Below are 25857 nucleotides of genomic sequence, written 5' to 3'. Positions count from 1 at the left end.
GTATCCCTTGCGGGTACTAGGCCGGAAAGCTTTCGGCTAGTGTTGAACCACTAACCGGATAGTTTGCTGCTGCTGGCCGGTGTTCAGGCGTACCATGTACACTCCATTGCTCAGATTATCGAGCGGCAACTCCAGCGCTTTGGCACCGGCTGCCTGCCGCACGGCGGGCAGGGTTTTCACAGTAGCTCCCAGCAGATTCAGAATGGATACCTGTACGGTAGCCGCCTGGGGCAGCTGGTAGCTAAGCTGGGCCGTGGTACCGGCAGGATTAGGCCAGGCAGCCAGCTGCAATACGGCCGCGGCAGCCTGCTGCTGACGGGTCCCTAATACCAGCTGGTCCTTTTTCAGGCGGGTAGTGGTGTATACCGCGTATTCGCCCGGCTGCAGCGTGAGCGGAGCCGTGGTGCTGGTTACCGTAATGGAGTCGCCGGTGAGGTAGTTGTACCATTTGCCGGTGCGCTGAAACTCGGGGTTTACACTGGTGCTCGTCACGTCGAAGTTACCTACTACGGTTACGTTCTGAGTAGCATTGCTCAGGTGAATGGTTTTACCAGCTCCGGTCAGGCTCTGGGTATACGTAGTGGGATTTTCAAACACCGGATCCACTTTCTTAAGCGCAATCAGGTAGCGGTAGGTGTTGTAGAGCTTGGCGCGGCCAGGCACTGTCTGGTAGTTCCACAAAATAGGCTTGTTGCCTACACGGCCGTTCTGGTCGATGCTGATGTCGTAGCCCAGCTCCCCAAACTGCCATACCATTTTAGGGCCGGGCACGGTGAAGAAGAAGGCAGCGGTTAGCTCCTGCCGGGCCAGTGCCGTGTTCAGATTTTTCACCGAGTACGAACCCGACATATTGCCGTACTGCAGGTTTTTGAACATCAGGCGCTCCTCATCGTGGCTTTCCATGTAAGTAACCAGGTTGGGCTGCTGCCAGCCCCGGGCGCCATAATAGCCACCGCTGAAGTTGGAATTGGCCAGATAGCCCATGGTGGCCTCGTTGTAGCTGTGGTTCATGTTGCCCCACAACATCATGCCCATATTCGACAGCGCAATTTCCTCCGAGTTATCGGCAAAGTGCTCCAGAATGGGATACATGGTGGGGTCAACGGCAATCATGGTATTGTAGTAGTCCTGCCAGATGTTGATGCGCGACTGGTCAAACTGCCCCCAGGCACCTACGTCGGTAGGCGTGTTGCGCTGAGTGAAGCCTTTGCTCAGGTCGAAGCGGTAGCCATCTACGTGATACTCGCGCAGCCAGTGCTCCATAACGCGCTTGGAATAATAGCGCGTGAAGGGGCTTTCGTGGTTGAAGTCGTAGCCCACATTGAAGGGGTGGGTGGCATCGGCATTAAACCAGGGCGAGTTGGCCGTAGGCTTGCCGGTAGCTGCATCGAAGTACATCTGCACCATGGGGTTCTGACCAAAGGCATGGTTGAGCACCACGTCCAGTACCACGGCCATACCACGGCGGTGCGCGGCATCAATAAAACGCTTGAACTCGTCTTTGGGTCCGTAGTACTTGTCGGGAGCAAAGTGGAAGGACGGGTTGTAGCCCCAGCTTTCATTGCCCTCAAACTCATTCACGGGCATCAGCTCAATGCAGTTCACACCCAGGCGCTGGAGGTAGCCCAGCGTATCGCGCAGGGTCTGGTAGTCGTGACGGGCAATAAAGTCGCGCAGGTGCAGCTCGTAGATAACCAGGTCGGTGCGCTTGGGCTTCTGGAAGTTGGTTACCTGCCAGGCGTAAGTGCTCTGGTTGGTTTGCAGCACCGATACAATACCGGTGGTTTTGCCGGTCGGGTAGGCCTTCAGGTTGGGGTACGTAACGGCCGGAATGAAAGAGTCGTTGTTGGGGTCCAGCACCTTTTCCGCGTACGGATCAGCTACGCGCAGGCTGCCATCCACCAGGTACTGGTAGGCGTATTCGCGGCCGGGGGTGAGGCCGTTAATCTGCACCCACCAGTTATTGCCGTCGGGGGTTTTATTCAGATAGGCGGCATTGTCGGGCTGCCAGTTGTTGAACTCGCCAATGGCATACACGAACTGCTTGCCGGGGGCCGTGAGGTTCAGAAGTACCGAGGTACCGCCGTTCAGGTAAGTTACGCCATCCTTGGCACCAGCCGGCAGAGCAGCTACCGTTACTGCGGGCCGCACTACGTATACAATGGAATCGGTGGCGGTAACACCAGCGTTGGTAGCCGAAAAGCGCACCACGTTGCGGCCCGTCTGCGAAATGGTAGCCGTTGTGCTGAGCGAAGTGCCCGTCTGCTGGGCCAGAGTGGTACCGTTAAGGGCAAATTTCAGGTCAGCCGAAGCCGAGGCTTCCCCCGTAAGGCTTACTTGCGTACCAGTGGCTACAAACTGCGCCCCGGTTACGGAAGGCGAGGTGATACGGGCGGTGAGAGCACCCTGAGCTACATCAATAAAGATGTCGCCGCCGGCGGCCGTGCGGCCTACAATAGTACCAGCCCCGTTGCGGAACAGGATGGCAATCCGCTGAATAGTTTCGCCGGCGGGTACATTGTACCACTGCCGTACACTGGGCGTAATGGCCAGTGTATACACGTTGGGATTAGTGGCGCTACGAGTGAGCTTCACCGAGGGGTCGGGGGCGTTGAAGTTGGTGAACTTCACGTGCTTCCAATCGGAGGGGCTGGTGCTCAGATTGGTGATGACGCCGGTGTGGGCATATACGTCGCCGCTGAAGTTGGCTAGTGCTGCATTGCCCTGGGTGGCGTCAAAGGTAATGGTTACCGCGTCGGTGTCGCGGAAGAAGGTGGGCTGCGTGGTCACCACCTGCGCCCGCAAAACCGGCGTTGCGGCCAGCATTGCCACCAGACTCAATAAAAGTCGAAGTGCTTTCATGAAAAAAAGGAGTTGGGAATTTGAAAAATGGATGAGCAACTTTGGTTCCCTATTGATCATATCGAGAATAAAACTCGCACTATAGATGCAAGGGGGCATTAAAGATACGGTAAGTACTCACGTACCGGCAAGTCAACAGCGGCTTTTCTTGTAGATTTAAGCCCTTTTTAATTCCAGTTAGTTTCTCTTGTCATGCAGTCGTCGGGCTTCTCTTTATTCGCGTGGCGGCTTCCCATCTGGCTGGGGTTGCTGCTAGCCTGCTGGTTGCCGCCCCGGCCAGGGCAGGGACAACCGCCAACAGTGGCCCGAGCAGCCGCTAATACAGCCCCTGCCGGCATTGGCTTCCCTTCCGATACTGTCCGCTCCGGATCCAACTCCCTCTCCCACCGACTGCCGGTGCTGGCCGGTGGACTGGCGGTATCGTACTCGGCCACAATGTATTTACTCAGCCAGGGCTGGTACACGGGGGAGCGGAGCCGGTTTCACTGGTTCGATGACTCGCATGAGTGGAAGCAGATGGATAAAGCGGGCCACTTCTGGGGCGCGTTTCACGAAAGCCGGGGTGCCGTGGACATGCTGCGCTGGGCCGGTGTGCCCGACCGTCGCGCTATCTGGTACGGAGGCTTCGTGGGCTTTCTGCTGCAAAGCCCCATTGAATTGCTCGACGGCCGCGACCCGCAGTACGGAGCCTCGGCCACCGATCTGGCCGCGAACTTCCTGGGCTCGGCCGGTTTAATCGGGCAGCAGCTGGCCTGGGGCGAGGTCCGCCTCATGCCCAAATACTCCTTTCATACTACCCGCTATTCGGACCTGCGCCCCAACGTGCTGGGCCGCAGCCTGGCCGAAAAGCACCTGAAGGATTATAATGGGCAGACCTACTGGCTCTGCGCCGACGTGGGGGCCTGGCTGCCGGCTACTTCGCGCTGGCCCCGCTGGCTGCAGCCAGCCGTCGGTTACGGCGCTCAGCAGATGGTGTATAATGATGTCGACGCCAACGCGGCCCTGGGCCTGCGCCCCTACCGGCAGTACTACCTCAGCTTCGATGTGGACCTGCGCCGCATCCCGACCCGCAGCAAGCTGCTGAAACGGGTGTTTTACGTGGCGAGCATCTTTCACCTGCCCGCCCCCGCCCTGGAATGGAATCCGCGGCGTGGTTTTGTAGCGCACGGGTTGTACTACTAACCTAATCCGGTCATCGGCAAACCCCGTACAGCCTGTTTCAGCGCGGGCCCGTTTTGCCCGCTACCTTTGTTTTCCTTTCCACCCGCATTTTTTAGTTAGTTGATATGAACGTTGGAGACCGTGTACGCCTGCTCACCGGGCGCGAAGAAGGCATTGTTACCCGCCTGCTCAGCGACGAGCTGGTGGAAGTAGCCATTGATAATGATTTCACCATTCCGGTGCTGCGCCGCGAAGTGGTAGTGGTAGCGGCCGAGGAAACCAAAGCCTTTGGGCAGAGCGCCGCTGCCGTGGCCTCCGAGAAGAAAGCTGCCGCTACCGGCGCGGCCCACGCGGCCCGGGCCGCCAAAGCCTCGGGCAAGCTGGCCCCCACTCCTGCCCCCGTCAAAACCGAAGGCCCCACCCCGGTGAAAGCCGATAAAACCGTGGCTCCGCCGGTGCAGAAAGGCCTCTACTTGGCCCTCACGCACCAGTCGCCGGAGCTGCTGGCTTTGCACCTGGTCAACCACACCGACCGGGACGTGCTCTATACCTTCGGGGAGGAGCGCCAGGGTAAATACCGGGGGTTGAAGGGCGAGAAGCTGGCCGCCAAAACCGTTAGCGCCCCGCTGGGCCACTGGCACCTCAAGGATTTCGACCAGTGGCCAGCGGCCGTGGTGCAGCTGCTGCCCTTCCAGCTGAACGGCGCCGAAGCCTACGAGTTGCTCACCAAGCGGCTGCAATTCAAGGCCGCTAGCTTCTACACCAGCCGCCAGCCCAACGTGCCGGTGCTGCAGCGCGAGGCCTACCTGTTCCAGCTGGATGAGAAGCCCGCTGCCCCGGCAGTTATTGCCCCCGAAAAGCTGGCCGAAACGCTCAAAGCCCAGCTCAGCGGTAACGCCCCCGCCAAGCCTGCCGCCGTGGCCCCGGCCCCCGAGCCCGCCAAAGCCCTGGTAGCCCCGCCCCACGAGGTGGACCTGCACCTGGAAACCCTGATGCCCGAAGGTGCCGAGGGCCTGAGCAATACGGCCATCCTCAAGCTCCAGCTCGAAGCTTTTGAGGACACCCTGAGCCGCGCCCTGGCCACCAACATGCACGAAATCGTGTTCATCCACGGCTCCGGCAACGGTACCCTGCGCAAGGAGCTGCACAAGCTGCTCAGCCGCAACCGGGACATCAAGTTCTTCGAGGACTCCCGCAAGGAGAAGTTTGGCTACGGCGCCACGCTGGTGCGGTTGAAGTAAAGTAACTGAACTACCATGCCGAGCGAAGCGAGGAATCTGGATTATCCAATTAGGATAACCTCCGATTCCTCGCTTCGCTCGGCATGACAGCTTATTAGTTTATTTGGTACTCGACTTACACACTTTTTGTCTTATGTTCAGAACAACCTATTTTCTACTCATTTGTGTATCAATAGTGGGTTGCAACAAAGAATTGCAGTTGGCCAAGGAGAAGAAAAGAGTACTTATTCCAACATTCAGCAGATATTTCCGAAATGCCTTACGGCCAGAATACGTTTTCGTGAAAAATCTGTGTGTGTGCCGTCCGAAGTCATTCAAACAGTTCTCTACACAATACTCCCAGCTTTACATACAGCCACTGAAACGCCCGCTCGTTACTGTACTTGAAATTGAGCCATTATCTGTTACTTCTCGTTGTTCAGGTTTATACTATTTCTTCCACACTACTATGTACTTACCAAAATGGAAGGGAAACCCCGTTTTTAGGTTCAATGCTTTTGTCATTTCCAGGGAAGGGAACCTCACCATTCTGTCATCGGATAGTTTGAAAAACCAACGGTTAGTTGACTCTTTTCGGGGTACTACCCTATATGATAGTTTACTACGCCATCCAGAAGTTATAAGAACTGGTGAAGTAGCTATTGAGTGGCAGTAAGACCGAACTCAGCGCAACCCTGCGTTTCAACCCGCTACTTTAGCGGCTGAAACCAGTTCCGTTCCATGAAATTTCCCGCGCTTCTCGCCGCTACACTTCTCCCCCTCGCCCTGGCGGCTCAGCAGCTGCCCGTGCCGCGTAATCTGCAGGCCACCTACGCCAAAGGCACCCGCTCGGTAACCGGCCAGCCCGGCCCCAACTACTGGCAGAACTCGGCTGATTATAAGCTGAAGGTAAGTTTTGACCCGACTACCCGACTGGTGAAGGGCACGGCCGATATTGCCTACCACAACCAGAGCCCCGACTCGCTGCGGCAGCTGTGGTTCAAGCTCTACCCGAACCTCTACAAGAAAGGCGCCCCCCGCGCCAGCGGCATGAGCCCCGAGGACGTGGGCGAGGGCATGAAGCTGGAGAAGCTGACCATCAACGGTCAGCCCCTGGACGTGGCCAAGCTCAAGGCCGATTTCACCAACCTGACGGTGCCCCTGCGCCGAGCCATTGGGGCGAAGCAGACGGCCCAGATTTCCGTCAGCTACTCCTACACGCTCAACAAAGGCTCCCACATGCGCACCGGCGAGGTGGAGCCGGGGGCCGATTTTGTGGCCTACTTCTTCCCCCGCGTGGCCGTGTACGACGATATCGACGGCTGGAACCGCCACCCCTACATCGGCAGCCAGGAGTTCTACAACGACTTCGCCAACTTTTCGGTGGACGTAACCGTGCCCCGCCACTTTGTGGTGTGGGCCACCGGCGACCTGACCAACGCCGACAAAGTGCTGGGTAAGAAGTACGCCCAGCGCCTGCGCGAAGCCGAAACCAAGGACGGCATCATCTCTATCATCACCACCACCGACCTCAAAGCCAAGGACCTAACGGCCCCCGCCGCCCAGAATACCTGGCACTTCGAGGCCAAAAACGTGACGGACTTCGCCTTTGCCACCACCGACCATTACGTGTGGCAGGCCAGCAGCCTGGTAGTGGACCCCGTCACCAAGCGCCGCACCCGCGTGGATGCCGTGTACAACCCCGAGCACAAGGACTACGAGGAAGTGGTACACTTCGCCCGTAAAACGGTGGAGGCCATGAGCTACACCTTCCCTAAGTGGCCCTTCCCCTACCCGCACGAAACCATCTTCGACGGGCTGGACCAGATGGAGTACCCGATGATGGTGAACGACAACCCCACCAGCACCCGCGAGGACGCCATTACGCTCACCGACCACGAGATTTTCCACACGATGTTCCCGTTCTACATGGGCATCAACGAAACCAAGTACGGCTGGATGGATGAGGGCTGGGCCACCATTGGCGAGTGGCTGATTTCGGGCATCATCGACCCCAAGCTGGACGACGACTACGGCATTGCCCCCTACGCCGCCGCTGCCGATACCGAGGTGGACCTGCCCATCGTCACGCTCAGCACCCAGCAGACGGGTACGCCGTTCTTCCTCAACTCCTACCCCAAACCGGGCCTGGGCTACCTCTACGTGAAGGATTTGCTGGGCGACGAGCTGTTCACGAAGGCCCTGCACACCTACATCCGCCAGTGGAACGGTAAGCATCCTATGCCCTACGACTTCTTCAACTCGATGAACGCCGGGGCCGGCCGCAACCTCAACTGGTTCTGGCAGCGCTGGTTTTTCGACGGCGGCTACCCCGACCTGGCCATCCAGCAGGTCACCAAAACGTCGGCTGGTTACGATGTAGTAGTAGAAGCCAAAGGTACCAAACCCGTCCCCGTGGACCTCACCGTAACCTACCAGGACAACTCTACCGAGAAGCTGCACCGCACCATAGCCGTGTGGGAACAGGGCGCGAAAACCGTAACCGTGCCCCTAGCCACCACCAAAGCCGTGAAGCAGCTGAAGCTAGGTGCCACCCTCGTGCCCGACAGCTACCCCAAGGATAATGTGTGGGAGGGGAAGTAGAGTTTGCTCAAAAGAGTAATTGACACTACGTGCACCATATTCATTATTAAGAATTGTCTAGCATTCATATTACTGCTTTTGCTGGTTGGCTGCACAGGTATGATGCCTCGCAACAGTCAGTATCATGTGATGAGCACTGCTGATTGTGGACAAATCCCAAAGCTTCCTTCTACAAACACACTAGGCAAACCTCACCTCGTTTCAGGATTCATCCATCATAAAACAGAGCGTATTGCGGATGCTCAAATTCAACTCACAGGAAGCGACATAATAGTGCATAGTGACTTATATGGACGCTACCAAATCAATGCTCCATCAAACGGGATACTCGTGGTAACCACGCTCAGCTACAACTGCAAACAAGTGCTAGTGCCTGAGCATGACACCCTGAATATTGAGTTGATGGAAAGTATGTAAACAGTATTCCCCTACCTTTGCCCGTAGTGATGGGTCGCCCCACCGCGGCGCTTCAAGGCGACGAGGAAAGTCCGGGCAACGCAGAGCACCCTGCTTCCTAACGGGAAGGACTGGGCGGCGTAAAGCTTCTCAGGACAGCCAGTGCCACAGAAAAGTACCGCCAGGCGGTGAAGTTGTGAAAGGTGAAGTTGTGAATTTCACAATCTCACCACTTCACAATTTCACCTTTGGTAAGGGTGAAAAGGTGCGGTAAGAGCGCACCAGCGGCTGGGTGACCAGTCCGGCTGGGTAAACCTCAGGGGTTGAAAGACCAAATAAGCCAGTACGCGGTCCTTCGGGGGCGCACCGGGCGGCTCGTCCGGCGCTGGCGGGTAGGTTGATGGAGCCCGCGCGCGAGTTCGGGCCTAGATAAATGGTGGGGCCGCGTGCTTTCGGGCGGGCGGACAAAACCCGGCTTACAGACTCATCACGCCACTTCAAATGGCCGCCGCATCTTCGGGTGCGGCGGCCGTTTCGGTTGCTGCCGGTTTCCGATTGTAGAATAAAGCCAGGTTTAATTCCCCTCCTTGGAAAGGAGGGGCCAGGGGTGGTTGATGAGTGTCAGAAAGATTCTAGAGCTAGCCTTAAACGCTGTTCTAACGCAAGATCGACCACCCCGGCCCCTCCTTTCCGAGGAGGGGAATTAAACCTAGCTCTAATTTATAGTATCCCGAAAATCGGGTTAAATAGTGTTATTTCGCATACACAAACGTTTGCATAATGTCTGATCTGATACGAGTGGTACCCAGCGCCCCCCGCCGCTGGCCGCTGGCACTGGCTAGCTTCGGCTGGCTGCTGGCGCTGCTGATTTCCCTGCCCGCCATTGCCCAGAAAGCCCCGCCCAAAACCGCCGACGTGTACGTGGATGGGGCCGGGGTACTGCGCTGGCAGGGCTCGAAGGAGGAAGTGGCCCTGTTCGGTGTCAACTATACCACGCCCTTCGCTCACTCCTACCGGGCCCACCGCCGCCTGGGCGTGTCGCCCGAGCAGGGCATCGACCAGGATGTGTACCACCTCTCCCGGCTGGGTATTGATGCGTTCCGGGTGCACGTCTGGGACGTGGAAATCAGTGATACGCTGGGCAACGTGCTGGAGAATGAGCACCTGCGCCTGCTCGATTACCTCTTGCAGCGGCTCAAGCAGCGCGGCATCAAAACCGTGCTGACGCCCATTGCCTACTGGGGCAACGGCTACCCCGAGCCCGATACGGCCCAGACCGGCTTCTCGGCCATCTACCCCAAGGCCCGGGCCTACAACAACCCGCGCGCCATCCGGGCTCAGGAAAACTACCTCCGGCAGTTCCTCAACCACCGCAACCAGTACACCGGCCTGCTCCTGCGCGACGACCCTGACATCATTGCCTACGAGGTGTGCAACGAGCCCCACTACCGCCAGCCCGAGGCCGAAGTGAGCGAGTTCGTGCAACGCATGGTGGCGGCCATGCGCGCCACGGGCTATAAGAAACCTATCTTTTACAACCTCGCCGAAAGCCCGGCCGTAGCCAACGCCATTCTGGGCAGCCCGGTACAGGGCTTCACGTTTCAGTGGTACCCGTCGGCGCTGGTGAATGGGCACACGCTGCGCGGCAACCTGCTGCCACTGGTGCAGCAGTACCCGATTCCGTACGCCCAAGACCCACGCTTTGCCGGCAAGCCCCGGCTGGTGTACGAGTTTGAGTCGGCTGATATTCTGCAGCCGGTGATGTACCCGCTGATGGCCCGTAGCTTCCGCAGCGCCGGCTTCCAGTGGGCCACCCAGTTTGCCTACGACCCGCTGACCCTGGCCTATGCCAACACCGAATACCAGACGCACTACCTGAATTTGACCTACACGCCCGCCAAGGCCATCAGCCTGCTGATTGCGGGCAAGGTGTTCCGGCGGGTAAAGCGCAATCAGCCCTTCGCCACGTACCCCCAGGATTCCACGTTTGAGGACTTCCGGGTGAGCTACCGCAACGGCCTGAGCGAGCTGAATACGCCCGAGGAGTTCTACTATACCAGCACCACCACTACCGCCCCGCGCAAGCCCGCCGCTTTGCGCCGCGTAGCCGGCACGGGCTCCTCCCCGCTGGTGCAGTACCAGGGCACGGGGGCTTATTTCCTCGACCGGCTGGCCCCCGGCGTGTGGCGGCTGGAGGTGATGCCCGATGCCATTCCGGTGCGCGACCCGTTCGCCAAAACCTCCCTGCGGCAGCCCGTCACCCGCATCAGCTGGAACACCCAGCCCTTGCGCCTTGAATTGCCGGGCTTAGGCACTGATTTCACAGTCCGCGGATTGAATGAGGGCAACACGTTTCAGGACCAAGCCAGCGGCGGCACGGTGGCGCTGCGGCCGGGCGCGTACGTGGTAGCAGCCCGGGGCAAAAGCACGGCGGCGTACACCGCACAAACTCAGCTGGGCGCTATCAAGCTGGGCGAATTCGTGGCCCCGGCCGCTACGAATTTACCTACTCAGGTGATGCACACGCCGCCCGCGCAACTGCCTGCCGGGCAACCGGCCTTGCTGCGGGCCACCGTGGCCGGCGCGGAACCTACCGATTCGGTGCTGCTGATTGCCCAGCATTTTTACGGCCCGACGCGCACCATACCCATGCGCCGCCCCACGCTCACCACCGCCGAAGCCACCGTACCCGCCGAGCTGCTCTACCCCGGGCTGCTGCGCTACTGGGTGGTGGTGAAGCATAGCCAACAAACCACCACCTTCCCCGGCGGCTTTGCCGGCAGCCCCCGCGACTGGGACTACGCCCCGCAGGACCATTGGGAAACCCCTATTGTAACCACCGGAGCCCCATTGCCCTTGTTTGAGGCGGCCCAGGACCAGCAGCGGGTAGAAACTGGCGGCGTCAATGGTTCTGGCTGGTCTGATTACGTGACCACCGGCAGCGGCCGGCTGGCCCTGCGCCTGCTCCAGGCGCCTACGCCCGCCAGCCCCCCGGCCTTCTTCGATCCGCAGGCCCCGGTGGCTTTTCTACGGGCCTACTTCGGCGACCGGCTGGCGGCGCGGGCCACTGAGGCCGGCAACTTCCGGGAGCTGGTACTACGCGCCCGCCGCGGCGGCGGGGCCGGCCCGGTCCGCCTCGTTCTCACTACCCGCGACGCGGCGGCCTACGCCACGGAAGTGACCGTAGGACCGGAGCTGCAGGAAATCCGGGTGCCGCTAACGGCGTTCCGGCCAGCGCAGCAGGTGCTGCTGCCGCGCCCCTACCCCAGCTTTCTGCCGATGACGTTCCGCGCCGACGGCCCCCCCATCCTACCACTGGCCCAGGCGGAGGTATTGCAGATTCTGCTGGCTCCCGCCGCCGCGTCAGCCACCTCGGAGCGGCCGTATCTGGATGTTGAATCGGTGGAGCTGCGGTAGGCTTGATGAGGACCTATGTAGAAAGCACGTCCTGCTGAGCTTGCCGAAGCATCTCTGCCGCTTCGTTGAATAAATCAGACGAAACGGCAGAGATGCTTCGGCAAGCTCAGCAGGACGTTCATCAGGGTATCGTTAGCCGGAACGCTCGGCTCACTCAACCCTGCAATTCGACGGCACGTTTTGTACCTTTCGCATTCTACACCTCCCTCTTTTCTATGCCCCGCATTCTCATTATCGACGACGAAAAGGCCATTCGGCACACGCTGAAAGAAATTCTGGAATACGAGAGCTACCAGGTAGACCAGGCCGAGGACGGCCCCAGCGGCCTGGATATGCTCATCAGGGACAAGTACGACGTGGTGCTCTGCGACGTAAAAATGCCCAAGATGGACGGCATTGAGGTGCTGGAGCGGGCCCGCATTCTGGCCCCCGGGGCCACGTTTATCATGGTATCGGCCCACGGCAACGTGGAAATGGCCGTGGACGCCACCAAGAAGGGAGCCTACGATTTCCTGCAAAAGCCCCCAGACCTGAACCGCCTGCTGGTAACCGTGCGCAACGCCCTCGACCATAGCAAGCTTGCCACCGAAACCACCAAGCTCAGCACCGAGAACAAGACGCTCAAGAAAAAGCTGGCCAAGAACTCGGAAATGATTGGCGACTCCGAGGCGCTGTCGGCCGTGCGCAAGGCCATTGAGAAGGTAGCCCCCACCGATGCCCGCGTGCTCATCACCGGTCCCAACGGGGCGGGCAAGGAGATGGTGGCCCGGCAGCTGCACGAGCTCAGCAACCGCGCCAGTGGCCCGTTGGTGGAAGTGAACTGCGCCGCCATTCCCTCGGAACTGATTGAGTCGGAGCTGTTCGGGCACGAGAAAGGCTCCTTTACCTCGGCCGTGAAGCAGCGCATCGGCAAGTTCGAGCAGGCCGACGGCGGCACGCTGTTTCTGGACGAAATCGGCGACATGAGCCTTTCGGCCCAGGCCAAGGTGCTGCGGGCCCTGCAGGAAAACAAGATTACCCGCGTGGGCGGCGAAAAGGAAATTTCGGTGAACGTGCGCGTGCTGGCCGCCACCAACAAGAATCTGCTCCAGGAAATTGCCGACAAAAACTTCCGCGAGGACCTCTACCACCGCCTGTCCGTCATCCTGATTCAGGTGCCCGCTCTCAACGACCGGCGCGACGACATCCCGGCCCTCATCGAGAAGTTCCTCAAAGACATTGCCCAGGACTACGGCAACAAACCCAAGAAAGTGGATGCCGCGGCCCTGAAGTATCTGCAAAGCCTCGACTGGCGCGGCAATATCCGGGAGTTGCGCAACGTGGTGGAGCGCCTCGTGATTATGAGCGACGACACCATTACGGAGTCCGACGCCCGGGCCTTTGCCGGTAAGTAGCCGCCATAGGTTGTACCCCGAAGTTGTTCTACAGGCTAAAAGAAGCTATACCCCGGAGCTGTGCTCCGGGGTATAGCTTCTTTTAGCCTGTAGAACAACTATCCGCCAAGCTCATTCGGTTTTCTGCACGCGCAGGGCCTCGGTGTGGTTGTCGTAGTGCAGGTGCAGCAGGTAGAGGCCGGCGGGGAGGTGAGCGGTGGAAAGCTGCCACTCGTTGGGGCCGGTGCGGGCCGGGCGGGCGTAGGTGGCTACCTGCCGGCCCAAGCCGTCGAAAAGCGTAAGTGTGGCCATTTGGGAGCGGGCAGCCTGGCAGCGCACCGTGAGCTGCTGCTGAAATGGCACCGGGAAAGCCGCCGTAGTAGCCGCCGCGGCCTGGGGCCGGCTGCTGAGTAGCTGAGCAAACGTGCGCAACGAGCCCCAGTCTTCGGCGGGGCCGCCGGGCGTAGTGGGCGCTTTGTGGTAGCCGAGCAGTTGGGTTTGGTAACAGCCGTATACACTGCCACTTTCCCGACTGGTTTCTCCCAGACCTGCAGCTAACTGTCTTCTACCACCTGCATCTACTATTGTACTTAACCACAGGCTATCGGGATGAGCGGTTTCCCGGTATGGTTGCAGAAACTCATGCTTCTGCCCCAGCCGGCCGTTGTAGCTGGTGCGGTAGGCGGGGCCAGTGTAGTATCCGAAAGTTACAGGAGAATATTGCAGATAGCCGTTTGTCAGCTCGTTGCCTACGCCGTTGCCATAGGCGCCAACGGCGTAGGATGCGCTGACTATCAGTGTCAAGGTGCGGGGCGGTTCTAGGGTGGTACCGGCTTGCTGATTGCAGAACTGAATGGGCGCCGAGGCCATGCCGTAGGCCCGCCGTAGGGTGCGCGTCCGGATAGTGTACGTTACCGAATCCTGGGTGCGGCTGAGGGTGCGCGTGAGCACACTGTCCCGCTGCCAGGATTCGGTGCAGAGGCTACCAAAATTTGTCGACTCCTGGGAGTGGCGCAGAAAAACGTCGCCGGGCTGGTAGTTATGAATGGCCCGCATTCCGAAAACAGTTTCCGGGAAGTTGCGGACGGGGGCCGCGCTGAGGGTGAGGCGGCGGGCCCGGCCCCGGCCCAGGTAGGCGGCGGGAGCCGGCCCCGCGAGCCAGCCGTACCGCTTGCTGCACTGCACGGTCTGCCCGTCCGACAGCTGAATTGTCACCACCGAATCGGGCTGCCCGAGCACCGGTACCACACCGCGGGCCGTAACGCGAGCCATAAGGCCGGTGGGCGTGGCCGGCCAGTCCTGGCCCAGCGGGTGCCGCAGCCGCAGGGTGAGCGTGCGGCCCGCCGCGCCTTCCAGCACGTACACGCCCGCCCGCGCGGCGGCCTGGGGCACCCGCACCCGGTCGCCGAACAAAAAGTTGGGCCGGCGGCTGCACTCACTCGTGGTTGCGGTGCGCCACTGCGCAAACTGCCAGTTGAGGGCGTACACCGAGTCGGGGCCGGCGGTGGGCTGGGCGCTGAGCCGAACGGTGTGGGTGGTGTCGGCGGGGGTAGCGGCCTCCGCCAGCTGGTAGGTGAGGCCGGGCCGAAACAGCGGCCAGTACGGCGCATTCTGGGCCCGCAAACCTAGCGGCGCCAGCAGCAGCGCCCACATGTACACGTATTTCATACTAAGTAGTTTGGATAAGTGACTAACCTCCCACCGCACCACCCGGCGCGCCGCGGAATACCTCTTGCGTGAGGTGCAGGAAGGTAAACAACTAACGGCAAGTTGCCAGCACCCAGCGGGAAATAGTGTCTGCCGACGGGCTGTTTTGGAGCACTTTGCGTAGAGAAGTTCCCGCACTGGTTACTCGCCTCACTTCCACCGCTCCCCACAGACAGCGGCTAGGCGCACTACCGGCCACTACCCACTCGGTAGCACTCCGAACTACCGATTTTTCGCTCACTACAGCTGCGCACATGAATTCTTTTTTCAACGACTTACTTGGCCTGGATGCCACTACCCAAACCCTCACCATTGGTCAGGGCTGCGCGCGGGCGGTGCTGGTGTTTTTTGTAGCAATACTTCTGTTACGGCTGGCGGGCCGGCGCACGGTGGCCGGCAACAGCGCAATGGAATTGGTTGTGAAATTTATGTTCGGGGCCTTGCTGAGCCGGGTCATTCTGGCCGATGCGCCGATGGGCCTGACGTTTGCCGCCGCCGCCGCCCTGGTGCTGGTGCAGCGGGTGGTAGCCTACGCCGTGTACTTCTCGCCGTCCCTGCGCAAGCTCATCAAAGGCACCGATTCGCTGCTGGTCCAGAATGGCGTGGTCAATAAGCGGGAGCTAACCCGGGCCAGCATCAGCGAAGAAGACATGCAAGCCGGCGTACGAGCCGCCGCCAACCTCGACGATTTGCAGCAGGTTCAGGCCGTGCGCCTGGAACACGACGGCAATATTACCGTGGTGAAGAAAGAAGAGGAATAAGAGTTAGTTGAAACCTCTTTTGTTTCACTGAAGCTGTTTAGAAAATCAATCAGACCGTCATGCTGAGCTTGTCGAAGCATCTCTACCGCTTCGTTGTAATGATAATTGATTAGCCAGAGGTAGAGATGCTTCGACAAGCTCAGCATGACGGTCTTTTGACTTTCTAAACAGCTTCACTGCTTATAAGCTTTTCTGACTAATAATATCCCTACTATCAGACCAACTAATCCCCTGCCATAGCCCAAAATATATCGGCAAAAAGAGAAGTACCATTATTAGACCAATAGCTGATATAGGTAAAAGATAATGCCCCAACAAATGCCCCTGCTAACCCACCAAGACATTGCATAACTACTAATACAAACTTTCTGTCTTTTTCAGCGTCGTACATAGTATTGAAATTTGGCGCGTATGAAGCTGCTTCGAAGACGGTTTACCGCTCCCAAAATTGTTATGGAACGAAATTACAGCATCTGCGGCATCCTCTCATCTCTATCATCTGTAGTTCATGCCATCTGATTACAGCCGCGCACGTCGGAGTTGTCGAGGCGGCCCAGCACTTCAAAGGAGCCATCGGGGTGCAGGCGGGCCAAGTCTTTGGTTTCGATGAAGGCGCAGCTGTCCACGTTGGCCAAGTCGATGACGTTGAGGGCTCCGGCGGCGCGGGTTTCACTTGCTGAAAATGGGTCGGATGGGTCGCGCAGCAGAATGCGTAGCTGGGGCGGAGCGTGGAAACGCCCGTCGCCGAAGCTGTAGGCCTGGCCCAGCAGCTCCGTCATGCCGTACTCGGAGTGGATGCCGGCCGGCCCGAAGGCTTGCTGCAGCTCAGCGTGCAGCTCCTCCCGAATCATCTCGCGGCGGCGACCCTTCATGCCGCCGGTTTCCAGCACCGTGAGGCCGTGCAGCTCGGGCCGACCGGCGTAGGCGGCGGCAAAGTCCAGCAGAGCGTAGCTCACCCCCAGCAGCAGCACCCGGCGGCCGGGCGTCAGTTTTGCCTGCGCCAGTGCCGCCAGCAAAGCGTCATGGTCGCGCAGAAAAAACGCCGGCTGCTTCTGTCCCGACTGTTGGGAAAAGTACTCCACCATTGCCACCAGGGAAGAGTTGCCTTGTTCCAGATACGAAGGCAGCAGCGCCAGAAACGTCCAGCCGGTGAGCGGGCCATAGAACTGCTCGAAGATGCGGGCCGCGTGCTGCCGGTACAGCTGCGGGTCGCGCACCTGATGCTGGCTGCGGCTCTGGCGGGTGGTGCCACTGCTCAGGAAGGTTTCCTGGGGGCTCCACTCGGCGGCATCGGTGCGCACGTCCTGGGTTTTGAAGAACTCAATGGGCAGAAACGGAATATCCTCCAGCCGCTGCACCTGCTCCGGCCGCTGGCCCAGGGCCGCCAGGTAGGCCGCATAGGGCGCGCAGTACCGGGCCTGGTAACGAAACAATTCCAAAGCAGCGGCGGGGGCAGTATCAGCCGTTAACGCAGGTAACTGACGCAGATAGTCGTCGCGGAAACTCATTCGGGGAGGTTAGGGTTAGCGGAATATAGAACAATGTGGGCGGCGCTTCGTTCGTTCAGATGTTGTACCTTCCCACCCCGGCAGGAGCAGGCTTCCCAACCGTTTTTTTAGCTTTTGTATGATCTTACCTCGTACGCTTCGCACTACTCTGCTGCTGGCGGCCACCGGATTGGCGGTCGGCTCCTGCATCAGTCCTCCAGAGTATCCCGACACGCCGGAAATTGAGTTTAAGCGCATCACTCAGGAGCGGATTACGGATGCCACAGGCACCTATGATAAGGTGGTAATTATCGTTGCCTACAAGGACGGGGACGGTGACCTGGGCCTGCGCTCCACCGATACCAGTCCGCCCTTCAACGTTACCAAGCCCGACAACACGCTTAACCCCGACGGGTACAATTACATCTGCCGGCTGCAGGTACGGGATGCTGGCGGCAACTTTCAGGATATCGTCTTCTCACCCAACGACCCAGGGTATGATGGCCGCTACCCCCGCCTTACGCCCGATGATCAGGGCGACCGGAAAGCTCCCCTGAAAGGCGACATCGACTATACGCTGCAGCTGTTCAAGAACTCGGTGCTTAGAACAGGCACTGTACTTCGTTTCAAGATCAAAATCAAGGACCGGGCCCTGCACGTCAGCAATGAGGTTGTTACCGACGCCCTCACGCTTCAGCCCTAACGGTACCGGAAACTTTCAGCAAAAGAGGTGGTCTGCTCATCCTACGATGAGTAGACCACCTCTTTTAGTGTACAAGCAACGGCTAGTAGATGGCCGGGAACCGCTTGGGGTCGGCCTCCTGCATTATTTCGTACACGGCATCAAACACATCCTCGGCGTTGGGCTTCGAGAAATAGTCGCCGTCGGAACCATAGGGTGGGCGGTGGGCCTGGGCTGAGAGGCAACGAGGCTGGGAGTCGAGGAAGCGGTAAGCCTGCTGCTCGTCGAGCACTTGCTGCAGCATGTAGGCGGTGGCTCCCCCGGGCACGTCCTCATCGGCAAACAGTACGCGGTTGGTGCGCTGCAACGAATCGGCAATGACGTGGTCCACGTCGAAGGGCAGCAGCGTCTGCACGTCGATTACCTCCACCGAAATGCCGGCGTCGGCCAGCTGCCGGGCAGCGTCCAGTACAATGCGGCACATTGAGCCGTAGGTTACAATGGTCAGGTCGTCGCCTTTTTTCAGGGTTTCGGGCTGGCCCAGAGGCAGCGTGAACTCCCCGATGTTCTGCGGAATCCGCTCCTTGAGGCGGTAGCCGTTAAGGCACTCAATTACAATGGCCGGCTCATCGGAGCGTAGCAGCGTGTTGTAGAAGCCCGCGGCCTGGGTCATGTTGCGCGGCACGCACAGGTGCATCCCGCGGATGGCCCCGAGAATCATCTGGATGGGCGAGCCGGAGTGCCAGATGCCTTCGAGGCGGTGGCCCCGGGTGCGCACAATCAGCGGAGCCTTCTGGCCGCCCTTGGTGCGGTACTGCAGGCAGGCCACGTCGTCAGAGAGAATCTGGATGGCGTAGAGCAGGTAGTCGAGGTACTGAATTTCGGTGATGGGGCGCAGGCCGCGCATGGCCGCCCCTATGCCCTGCCCCACAATAGTGCACTCCCGGATGCCGGTATCCGTCACGCGCAGCTCCCCGAACTTCTCCTGCAGGCCGGCAAAGGCCTGGTTCACGTCGCCGATGCGGCCCACGTCTTCCCCAATGGCGAAAATGCGCGGGTCGCGCTGGAAGTTGGCGTCGAAGCAGGCCTGCAGCACCTCACGGCCGTCCACCTGAGGGGCGTCGGCGGCGAAGGTGGCTTTCACTTCTTCGATGTTGCCAATGGCCTCTTCGCTCTGGCTGAACAGGTAGGAGTTGTAACGGTCGGCGTTTTCGGCCAGGGCCTGCTCCAGCCAGTTCTGCAGGTCGCGGCGGGCGGCGCTGCGGGTGCCGCGCACGGCCCGCAAGGCGCGGCGCACGGTGCGCACCAAATCGGCCCGGATGGGAGCCGGGTTGTGCTCCAGGGGCTCTACCAGTTCGTGCAGCTGGTTTTCGGTGCCGGTTTCCTTCACCAGGCGGTTCAGCAGGGCCACTACCTCGGCGGCTTCCTGCTTGATGGGGTTGAAAAACTCGTTCCAGGCGGCCGTGCGGGCCACTTTCACGGTTTCCTTGGCCTCATTCTCAATCTGCGTCAGCTCCTGCTCCGTGGCATGGCCTTCCAGCAGCAGCCACTCGCGCATTTTGCGCAGGCAGTCGTGCTCCTCTTCCCAGCTCAGGCGGTCCTTGCTCTTGTACCGCTCGTGGGAGCCTGAGGTGCTGTGGCCCTGGGGCTGGGTTACTTCCTGCACGTGAATAAGCACGGGCACGTGCTGGGCGCGACACACCTCGGCGGCCCGCTGATAGGTGTCGATGAGGGCGGCATAGTCCCAGCCGCGCACCCGGAAAATCTCAAAGCCGTCTTGGCCCTCGCCTTCGCGCTGGAAGCCTTTCAGAATCTCCGAAATGTTCTGCTTGGTGGTCTGGTACTCGGCGGGCACCGAAATGCCATAGTGGTCGTCCCAGACGCTGATGAGCATCGGAATCTGGAGCACACCGGCAGCGTTGATGGCCTCGAAGAACATGCCCTCGGAAGTGCTGGCGTTGCCGATGGTGCCAAACGCCACCTCGTTGCCGTTCACCGAAAACTGACTGTACTGGTGCAGCTCGGGGTTTTGGCGGTAAAGCTTGGAAGCGTAGGCCAGGCCTACGAGGCGGGGCATCTGGCCGCCGGTGGGCGAAATATCAGCGGAGGAATTTTTGCTTTGGGCCAGGTTTTTAAAGTTGCCGTCCTCATCGAGGTGGCGGGTACCGAAGTGGCCGTTCATGGCGCGGCCGGCGGTGCTGGGCTCGGCCTCCACATCGGGGTGGGCGTAGAGTTGGGCAAAATACTGCTGCAGCGTCAGCTCCCCAATGGCGAGCATAAACGTCTGGTCACGGTAGTAGCCCGCACGCCAGTCGCCGGCCCGGAAGGCGCGGGCCATGGCCAGCTGGGGCACTTCTTTGCCGTCGCCGAAGATGCCGAACTTGGCCTTGCCCATGAATACTTCCTTACGGCCGGCCAGGGACGCATGACGGCTTTCCCAGCCCAGGCGGTAGTCGCGGAGCAGGTCTTCTTTGCTGAGAGAGGCGACGCTGTATTGCACGTCGGCGGCAGTTTCGGCAGTGGACATAAAAACTGGAGTAGTAGCGGGCGGGTGGATGAGAAACCGGAATGCGTGAAGGGGGTGGGAATGTACCCGTCCGGTTAACAGGCCCCCAAAAGTACGGATTTGCGGCTGATGCGGTAGTAGCTGGTTTGTGGCTATCTTTGGGATGGTCATGCTGTCATCCTGAGGCGGTAGCCGAAGGACCCTATCCCTGTTGAACGGCTACCGTTAGGGCAACTCGTTCTGACGTGAGAAGGTGCTTCGGCTACCGCCTCAGGATGACAAACTGCCTGTTTTCAGCTTCAGACTTGTAACTCCTTCCAGCCATGAAATACATCTTCACTTTCCTCCTCACCCTGCTGACCGCCGCGGCTACTCAGGCCCAGGGCGTACTCACCTTCGAAAAAGAGCTGCACGATTTCGGCAGCGTGCCCGAAGGCACTATGGCCACGCACGAGTTCCGCTTCAAGAATACCGGCAACCAGCCCATCATTATTGCCAACGTACAGGCCAGCTGCGGCTGTACTACCCCCGACTGGACCAAAACGCCCGTGCTGCCGGGTAAAACCGGTATTGTAAAGGCCGTATACAGCAGCGCCGGCCGGCCCGGCATCTTCAATAAAACCGTAACGGTAACCAGCAACGCCACTACGCCCAGCACGGTGCTCACCATTAAGGGCAACGTGCTGAATAAGGAGCAGATGAAATCCTCGCTCACCCCCGCCCAGATTGCCCAGTCGCCGCGCCTGAGCCTGGACCGTACGGTACATAATTTTGGCAAGATGGAAGCCGGCCAGACGCCCTCGGCCCGTTTTACGGTGAAGAACACGGGCAAGCAGGACCTGGTACTGGGTGCCATTACCTCCCAGTGCTACTGCGTGGGCTACAAAAACGTGCCCTCCCCTATTAAGCCCGGGCAGTCGGCCACCATTGATCTGGTGTACGGGCAGCGCAAGCTGGGTGCCCAGACCGAGCCTGTGGTAATTACCAGCAACGACATTACCGGCGACGCCAAGCTGACGCTGAAAGCCATTGTAGTACAGGATCTGAACGCCGGCAGCATGGTGAAGGAAAGCGGCGCCAGTGTACCGTTTAAGTGATTTGGGCAACAGGTGACAGGCAATAAAAAGCTGCTGTCATCCGAAGTAAACCGAAGGGCCTGTTTTCAGCTGAACGAGACGTTGTAATACGCTTCGTTCAGCTGAAAACAGGCCCTTCGCTTTGCTCCGGATGAGCATGACTTTTCCTGCTCCGCGTTTGTCGGTGTTACAACTTCCCCCCCACCCGTCACCTGTTACCTCTTTCGCCTTATCTTTGCCCCGCCTTACCCGGGCAATCCTCATCCACCCCATTTTCACACCCGCTTCGAGCCATGCTAATCGGCGTACCGAAAGAAATTAAGAACAACGAAAACCGCGTGGGCCTGACGCCCGCCGGCGTAGCTGAATTCCGTAAGCACGGCCACGAAGTGTACGTGCAGGCCACGGCCGGCAACGGCAGCGGCTTCTCGGACGCCGAGTATGAGCAGGCGGGTGCTACGGTGCTGCCTACCATCGAGGACGTGTACGCCAAGGCGGAAATGATTGTGAAGGTGAAGGAGCCGATTGCCTCGGAGTATCCGCTTATCAAGGAAAACCAGCTGTTGTTCACGTACTTCCACTTTGCCTCGGGCGAGGAGCTGACCCACGCCATGATTGAGCGCAAAGCCGTGTGCCTAGCCTACGAAACCGTAGAGCTGCCCACCCGCGCCCTGCCTCTGCTCATTCCGATGAGCGAAGTAGCCGGCCGTATGGCTCCGCAGGAAGGTGCCAAGTACCTGGAGAAACCTCTGAAAGGCCGCGGCATTCTGCTGGGTGGCGTACCCGGCGTGAAGCCCGCCGAAGTGCTGGTACTGGGTGCCGGCATCGTGGGCACGCAGGCGGCCAAAATTGCCGCTGGTCTGGGTGCCAAAGTAACCGTAATGGACATCAGCCTGAACCGCCTGCGCGAGCTGGACGACTTCATGCCCAAGAACGTGGTGACGCAGTACTCCAACGAGTACAACATCCGCGAAGCCATCAAAACCGCCGACCTCATCATTGGCGCGGTGCTGATTCCGGGTGCCAAGGCTCCCCACCTCATCACCCGCGACATGCTCAAGACCATGCGTCCCGGCACCGTGCTGGTGGACGTGGCCGTGGACCAGGGTGGCTGCATTGAAACCTGCAAGCCCACCACCCACGAAAACCCCACCTTCATCATCGACGACATTGTGCACTACTGCGTGGCCAACATGCCGGGTGCCGTACCGTACACCTCTACTCTGGCCCTGACCAACGCCACGCTGCCCTACGCCGTGAAGCTGGCCAACCTGGGCTGGCAGGAAGCCTGCCGCCGCGACGAGGCCCTGCGCCTCGGCCTGAACGTAGTGCACGGCAAAGTGGTGTACAAAGGCGTAGCCGACGCCTGGGGCCTACCCCTGGAATCGGTTGAGTCAGTAATGGAAGAGGCTGCCGTCAATTAAATATTAAAAATTGCGAATTAAGAATTGAGCATTCCGGCGGCCTTTGGGCGTTGGAATGCTCAATTCTTATTTTTTAAGACAGCCTACCTTGTATTGCACGAGGGCAGCAACGAGCAGCAGATGCTTAAAGAAGCTGCCACTATCCTGAATGGATTGGGTAGAACGTTTTCCGATTCTTAATTTTTAATTCTCAATTTTTAATTGAAATGAAAGGCATCCTTTACACCGGCGGCGAGCTGACCGATTTGGTGACATTTGCCAAGCTGCCGGGCTACCTGCAGGCGTTTCTGCGTGAGCAGAACGGCGTGGTGGCGTACTTCGGCGGACTGCACATCCGGGGCTGCGTATCGGCTCCCGGCTGGCACTCCCTGGCCACTGTATGGCAGGGCGAGCGGGCGTTGTGGCGCACCTACGCTGAAGTCCAAAAGGCCGACATTCCCTTCGCCCAGGACTGCGCGGGTAACCAGTTTTTGCTGCGCGGGGATGCCGTGCTGTGGCTGGACACCGAAACCGGCGAGCTGGCCGACCTGGAAGTGGATTTTAAGCACTTCCTGTTTGGGGTGGAAAAATTTCCGCTGGATGCCTTAGGCATGGAGCCGCTGCGGGCGTTTCAGCAGGCGGGCGGCGTGCTGCAGCCGGGGCAGCTGCTGAGTCTGTATCCGCCGCTGTGCATTGCCACCCAGGGCCAATCCAAACCCAACGCCAAGGCCGTATCGGTAACGGAGCGGCTGGCGTGGCTGGCCGAGTTTCACCGCCAAATCAAGGACCTGCCCGACGGGCAGCAGGTGCGGCTGCAACCTTTGTAGCCGGCTGGGTCTTTCCGCCGCTTTCTTCTCCCGCTCTGAATCTGTTGGGGGGCTCGGCCTCCCGTATCTGACGTATGCCCTCCGAGTTTCTGCGCCTGCTGGTTCGTCGGTTTTCTTTGCTGCTGGGCGTGTACCTCTTGCTGCGCCTAGGTTTCTACTTATTCAACCAAGCGGCTTTCCAGGCCACGCCCGGCGAGGTTGCTCTAGCCTTCTGGCACGGCTTCCGGTTTGATATTGCGGGCCTGCTGCTGCTGAATCTGCCGTGGCTGGTGCTGAGCCTGGTGCCCAGCCGCCACCAGCTGTGGCAGCGTATGCTGCGGGTGGTGTGGCTGCTGCTCAACAGCCTGGGTGTGGCCCTCAACCTGATTGACGTGGAGTATTTCCGCTTCATCGGACGGCGCACCAGCAACGAGCTGCTCACTATCGGCGACGATGTACGCCGGCAGGCGGGGCAGTTGCTGTTGCAATACTGGTTTTTGCTGGTACCGTTCGGGGTGCTGCTGGCGGCGCTGTGGTACCTGTACCCGATGCCCCGGCCAGCCAACCCAACTCCCACGCCGGTTCACCGTGCTACGGCAGGTCTGCGCTACCTGGGGCAGGTGCTGGTACTGGGCGGGCTGGTGGTACTGGGCATTCGGGGCGGGGTGCAGCTTAAGCCCCTGCGCACCGGACACGCCTTCATGCAGACGCCCCCAGTGCTGGGCCACGTGGCCCTGAACAGCACGTTTACTTTCCTCAAAAGCCTGGGAGCCCAAACCCTGGAGCGGCGGGAGTTTTTTACTTCCCCTGACTCGCTGCGGCGGGCGTTGGCCCCACTGCCGCCCCGCCCCCGCCCCGGTGCCCCCCGCGACAACGTGGTGGTACTGCTGCTGGAGAGCTTCGCCTCCGAGTACATTGGCTTTGAAAACAGCGGGCAGGGCTACACTCCGTTTTTCGATTCGCTGGCAACCAAGGGGCTGTTTTTCCGGGACCATTATGCCAACGGCCGCCGCTCCATTGAGGCCTTACCGGCCGTGCTGGCGGGGTTGCCTTCCCTGAACGAGCATCCATTCATTACCTCCACTTTTCAGACGGATGAGCTGCACGGCCTGGGCGAATTGCTGGGCCGCCAGGGCTACACTACCTCCGTGTTTCATGGGGCCCAGAACGGTACAATGGGGTTTAACACCTTCAGCGGCATTGCCGGGGTGCAGCGCTATTACGGGCTGAATGAATATCCTGGTGCCAGCCAGAGTCCGGATTTTGACGGGCACTGGGGCATTGCCGATGAGCCTTACCTGCAGTACTTCGCCCGGCAGCTAAGTCAGCAGCAGCAGCCTTTTTTTTCCACGGTGTTCACGCTCAGCTCCCACGAGCCGTTTGAGGTACCCCGGCAGTACGCGGGCCGCTTTCCGGCGGGCACGCTTCCCATCCACGGCGTAATCGGGTACACCGATTTTGCGCTGCGCCAGTTTTTCAAAACGGCCAGCCGGCAGCCCTGGTACCGCAATACCTTGTTCATTCTGCTGGCCGACCACACCTCCCAGTCGGAGCGGGCCGACTACCAGAACACGCTGGGCAACTACAAAACCCCCCTGCTGCTGTTTCACCCGGGCCGCGCACTGCCCCCCGCCGATGTGCACCGCATCACCCAGCAGGCCGACGTGCCAGCCACGGTGCTGGATTTGCTGAACATTCCGGCCGGCCACCAGCTGCTGCCCTTTGGCTACTCGGTATTTGACACCCGGAACTCGGGGCGGGCGTTTTTCCTGAGTGGGGGGTCCCTGTTTCTGGTGCATCACGATGCCGTAACCGAGCTTACCGCCAACAATACCGTTCACCTCTACCCCTACCGTACCCACCAGCTGCCCGACGCGCCCTGGCCCCACCCCGACCCGCAAAAAGCACAGCAGTATGGCAAGGAGCTGAAAGCAGCCACCCAGTTTTTCACCGACGGCCTGCTCGATAATACACTGTACCGCTAGCCCGGCCCGGCGGAGGGCTCCTGCGTATTCAACTGCGACTGGATGGCGCGGATTTCCTCGGTATCAATCGGCTTGTGAATGAGGCCGGAGACCAGGTCGTATTCTTTGGATTTCTCCAGGTCGGACAGGGCGAGGGAGGAAGTGAGAATGTAGATGTGGCAGCGGCCCAGCAGCTTGTCCTCATAGGGAGCCAGCGCATCCAGAAACTGCCAGCCATTCATCACCGGCATGTTCAGATCCAGAAACACAACCTGTGGCGGCGGCTCTTTCTCCTGCACCAGCCGCTGCAGCGCCTGGCTGGCCGATTGAAACGTATGAATGACGGTGGAAAACTCTTCGGCCCGCAACAGCTGCTCGGTCAGGTAGATGCTAAGGGAATCATCGTCGATGAGGTAGGTTTTCAGCTGCATA

General features: G+C 59.7%; 18 protein-coding genes and 1 other RNA gene. 13 read left to right on the top strand and 6 right to left on the bottom strand.

Annotated features, from left to right (window positions below):
* Positions 1-36: 36 nt before the first annotated feature.
* The gene (locus EI290_RS16840) at positions 37-2862 is read right to left on the bottom strand and encodes an alpha-amylase family glycosyl hydrolase (protein ID WP_185817047.1); all 2826 of its coding nucleotides are present in this window, start codon (positions 2860-2862) and stop codon (positions 37-39) included.
* Between the two features lie 300 nt (positions 2863-3162).
* Between EI290_RS16840 and EI290_RS16835 the strand changes: the two genes are divergently transcribed.
* The 7 genes from EI290_RS16835 to EI290_RS16805 all read left to right on the top strand — a co-directional run bounded on the left by EI290_RS16835 (position 3163) and on the right by EI290_RS16805 (position 13054).
* Positions 3163-4044 carry a DUF2279 domain-containing protein gene (locus EI290_RS16835; RefSeq protein ID WP_246008984.1) on the top strand — a complete coding sequence of 294 codons (882 nt, stop codon included), beginning with the start codon at positions 3163-3165 and terminating at the stop codon, positions 4042-4044.
* 104 nt (positions 4045-4148) lie between these two features.
* Positions 4149-5264, top strand: coding sequence for a Smr/MutS family protein (locus EI290_RS16830; protein ID WP_125432758.1), 1116 nt, complete (start codon positions 4149-4151; stop codon positions 5262-5264).
* 720 nt (positions 5265-5984) lie between these two features.
* Positions 5985-7847: a M1 family metallopeptidase gene (locus tag EI290_RS16825; protein WP_125432756.1), complete on the top strand. Its 1863-nt coding sequence runs from the start codon at positions 5985-5987 to the stop codon at positions 7845-7847.
* A gap of 99 nt (positions 7848-7946) precedes the next feature.
* Positions 7947-8264, top strand: coding sequence for a hypothetical protein (locus EI290_RS16820; protein ID WP_125432754.1), 318 nt, complete (start codon positions 7947-7949; stop codon positions 8262-8264).
* 26 nt (positions 8265-8290) lie between these two features.
* Positions 8291-8738, top strand: an RNA gene (gene rnpB, locus EI290_RS16815) — RNase P RNA component class A.
* Positions 8739-9023: 285 nt separating this feature from the next.
* A complete protein-coding gene (locus EI290_RS16810) occupies positions 9024-11660 on the top strand; it encodes a cellulase family glycosylhydrolase (protein ID WP_125432752.1) in 2637 nt (878 codons plus the stop codon).
* A gap of 215 nt (positions 11661-11875) precedes the next feature.
* On the top strand, positions 11876-13054 hold the full coding sequence (locus EI290_RS16805; RefSeq protein ID WP_125432750.1) for a sigma-54-dependent transcriptional regulator: 1179 nt from the start codon (positions 11876-11878) through the stop codon (positions 13052-13054).
* A gap of 111 nt (positions 13055-13165) precedes the next feature.
* On the opposite strand, the gene EI290_RS16800 is transcribed toward EI290_RS16805, so the two are convergent.
* Positions 13166-14701 (bottom strand): T9SS type A sorting domain-containing protein, encoded by a 1536-nt coding sequence (locus EI290_RS16800; RefSeq protein ID WP_125432748.1) that lies wholly within the window; start codon positions 14699-14701, stop codon positions 13166-13168.
* A 293-nt stretch (positions 14702-14994) separates the two neighbouring features.
* On the opposite strand from EI290_RS16800, the gene EI290_RS16795 reads away from it, so the two are divergent.
* Positions 14995-15501 (top strand): DUF421 domain-containing protein, encoded by a 507-nt coding sequence (locus EI290_RS16795; protein ID WP_125432746.1) that lies wholly within the window; start codon positions 14995-14997, stop codon positions 15499-15501.
* A gap of 223 nt (positions 15502-15724) precedes the next feature.
* Here EI290_RS16795 and EI290_RS22495 read toward each other — a convergent pair whose 3' ends face one another.
* Positions 15725-15892: a hypothetical protein gene (locus tag EI290_RS22495; protein ID WP_185817046.1), complete on the bottom strand. Its 168-nt coding sequence runs from the start codon at positions 15890-15892 to the stop codon at positions 15725-15727.
* 115 nt (positions 15893-16007) lie between these two features.
* On the bottom strand, positions 16008-17009 hold the full coding sequence (locus EI290_RS16790) for an acyl-CoA synthetase family protein (RefSeq protein WP_125432744.1): 1002 nt from the start codon (positions 17007-17009) through the stop codon (positions 16008-16010).
* 118 nt (positions 17010-17127) lie between these two features.
* Here EI290_RS16790 and EI290_RS16785 point away from each other — a divergent pair, with 118 nt between their 5' ends.
* The gene (locus EI290_RS16785) at positions 17128-17691 is read left to right on the top strand and encodes a hypothetical protein (protein ID WP_125432742.1); all 564 of its coding nucleotides are present in this window, start codon (positions 17128-17130) and stop codon (positions 17689-17691) included.
* Positions 17692-17773: 82 nt separating this feature from the next.
* On the opposite strand, the gene EI290_RS16780 is transcribed toward EI290_RS16785, so the two are convergent.
* Complete coding sequence (locus tag EI290_RS16780) at positions 17774-20197, bottom strand: alpha-ketoacid dehydrogenase subunit alpha/beta (protein ID WP_125432740.1); 2424 nt, start codon at positions 20195-20197, stop codon at positions 17774-17776.
* Positions 20198-20499: 302 nt separating this feature from the next.
* Here EI290_RS16780 and EI290_RS16775 point away from each other — a divergent pair, with 302 nt between their 5' ends.
* The 4 genes from EI290_RS16775 to EI290_RS16760 all read left to right on the top strand — a co-directional run bounded on the left by EI290_RS16775 (position 20500) and on the right by EI290_RS16760 (position 25446).
* Positions 20500-21273: a DUF1573 domain-containing protein gene (locus EI290_RS16775; RefSeq protein WP_125432738.1), complete on the top strand. Its 774-nt coding sequence runs from the start codon at positions 20500-20502 to the stop codon at positions 21271-21273.
* A 272-nt stretch (positions 21274-21545) separates the two neighbouring features.
* Positions 21546-22676, top strand: coding sequence for an alanine dehydrogenase (gene ald / locus EI290_RS16770; protein ID WP_125432736.1), 1131 nt, complete (start codon positions 21546-21548; stop codon positions 22674-22676).
* A gap of 206 nt (positions 22677-22882) precedes the next feature.
* Positions 22883-23482 carry an SMI1/KNR4 family protein gene (locus EI290_RS16765; protein ID WP_125432734.1) on the top strand — a complete coding sequence of 200 codons (600 nt, stop codon included), beginning with the start codon at positions 22883-22885 and terminating at the stop codon, positions 23480-23482.
* A 74-nt stretch (positions 23483-23556) separates the two neighbouring features.
* On the top strand, positions 23557-25446 hold the full coding sequence (locus EI290_RS16760; protein WP_125432732.1) for an LTA synthase family protein: 1890 nt from the start codon (positions 23557-23559) through the stop codon (positions 25444-25446).
* On the opposite strand, the gene EI290_RS16755 is transcribed toward EI290_RS16760, so the two are convergent.
* Entirely contained in the window at positions 25443-25856 is a 414-nt protein-coding gene (locus EI290_RS16755) for a response regulator (protein ID WP_125432730.1), read from the bottom strand. The two genes, EI290_RS16760 and EI290_RS16755, sit on opposite strands and share 4 nt — an antisense overlap.
* Position 25857 lies beyond the last annotated feature (1 nt).

The organism is Hymenobacter metallilatus, from assembly GCF_003944705.1.
In the GTDB taxonomy this organism is placed as follows: domain Bacteria; phylum Bacteroidota; class Bacteroidia; order Cytophagales; family Hymenobacteraceae; genus Hymenobacter; species Hymenobacter metallilatus.
This window is presented reverse-complemented; position numbering and strand designations above follow the sequence as displayed.

Excerpts from the sequence above, each read along its gene's own strand:
- EI290_RS16785 (WP_125432742.1), top strand. The coding sequence starts at position 17,128 with ATGATCTTACCTCGTACGCTTCGCACTACTCTGCTGCTGGCGGCCACC.
- EI290_RS16800 (WP_125432748.1), bottom strand. The coding sequence starts at position 14,701 with ATGAAATACGTGTACATGTGGGCGCTGCTGCTGGCGCCGCTAGGTTTG.
- EI290_RS16830 (WP_125432758.1), top strand. The coding sequence starts at position 4,149 with ATGAACGTTGGAGACCGTGTACGCCTGCTCACCGGGCGCGAAGAAGGC.
- EI290_RS16795 (WP_125432746.1), top strand. The coding sequence starts at position 14,995 with ATGAATTCTTTTTTCAACGACTTACTTGGCCTGGATGCCACTACCCAA.
- EI290_RS16760 (WP_125432732.1), top strand. The coding sequence starts at position 23,557 with ATGCCCTCCGAGTTTCTGCGCCTGCTGGTTCGTCGGTTTTCTTTGCTG.
- EI290_RS16765 (WP_125432734.1), top strand. The coding sequence starts at position 22,883 with ATGAAAGGCATCCTTTACACCGGCGGCGAGCTGACCGATTTGGTGACA.
- EI290_RS16780 (WP_125432740.1), bottom strand. The coding sequence starts at position 20,197 with ATGTCCACTGCCGAAACTGCCGCCGACGTGCAATACAGCGTCGCCTCT.
- EI290_RS16825 (WP_125432756.1), top strand. The coding sequence starts at position 5,985 with ATGAAATTTCCCGCGCTTCTCGCCGCTACACTTCTCCCCCTCGCCCTG.
- EI290_RS22495 (WP_185817046.1), bottom strand. The coding sequence starts at position 15,892 with ATGTACGACGCTGAAAAAGACAGAAAGTTTGTATTAGTAGTTATGCAA.
- EI290_RS16820 (WP_125432754.1), top strand. The coding sequence starts at position 7,947 with ATGATGCCTCGCAACAGTCAGTATCATGTGATGAGCACTGCTGATTGT.
- EI290_RS16755 (WP_125432730.1), bottom strand. The coding sequence starts at position 25,856 with ATGCAGCTGAAAACCTACCTCATCGACGATGATTCCCTTAGCATCTAC.
- ald (WP_125432736.1), top strand. The coding sequence starts at position 21,546 with ATGCTAATCGGCGTACCGAAAGAAATTAAGAACAACGAAAACCGCGTG.
- EI290_RS16775 (WP_125432738.1), top strand. The coding sequence starts at position 20,500 with ATGAAATACATCTTCACTTTCCTCCTCACCCTGCTGACCGCCGCGGCT.
- EI290_RS16840 (WP_185817047.1), bottom strand. The coding sequence starts at position 2,862 with ATGAAAGCACTTCGACTTTTATTGAGTCTGGTGGCAATGCTGGCCGCA.
- EI290_RS16805 (WP_125432750.1), top strand. The coding sequence starts at position 11,876 with ATGCCCCGCATTCTCATTATCGACGACGAAAAGGCCATTCGGCACACG.
- EI290_RS16790 (WP_125432744.1), bottom strand. The coding sequence starts at position 17,009 with ATGAGTTTCCGCGACGACTATCTGCGTCAGTTACCTGCGTTAACGGCT.
- EI290_RS16810 (WP_125432752.1), top strand. The coding sequence starts at position 9,024 with ATGTCTGATCTGATACGAGTGGTACCCAGCGCCCCCCGCCGCTGGCCG.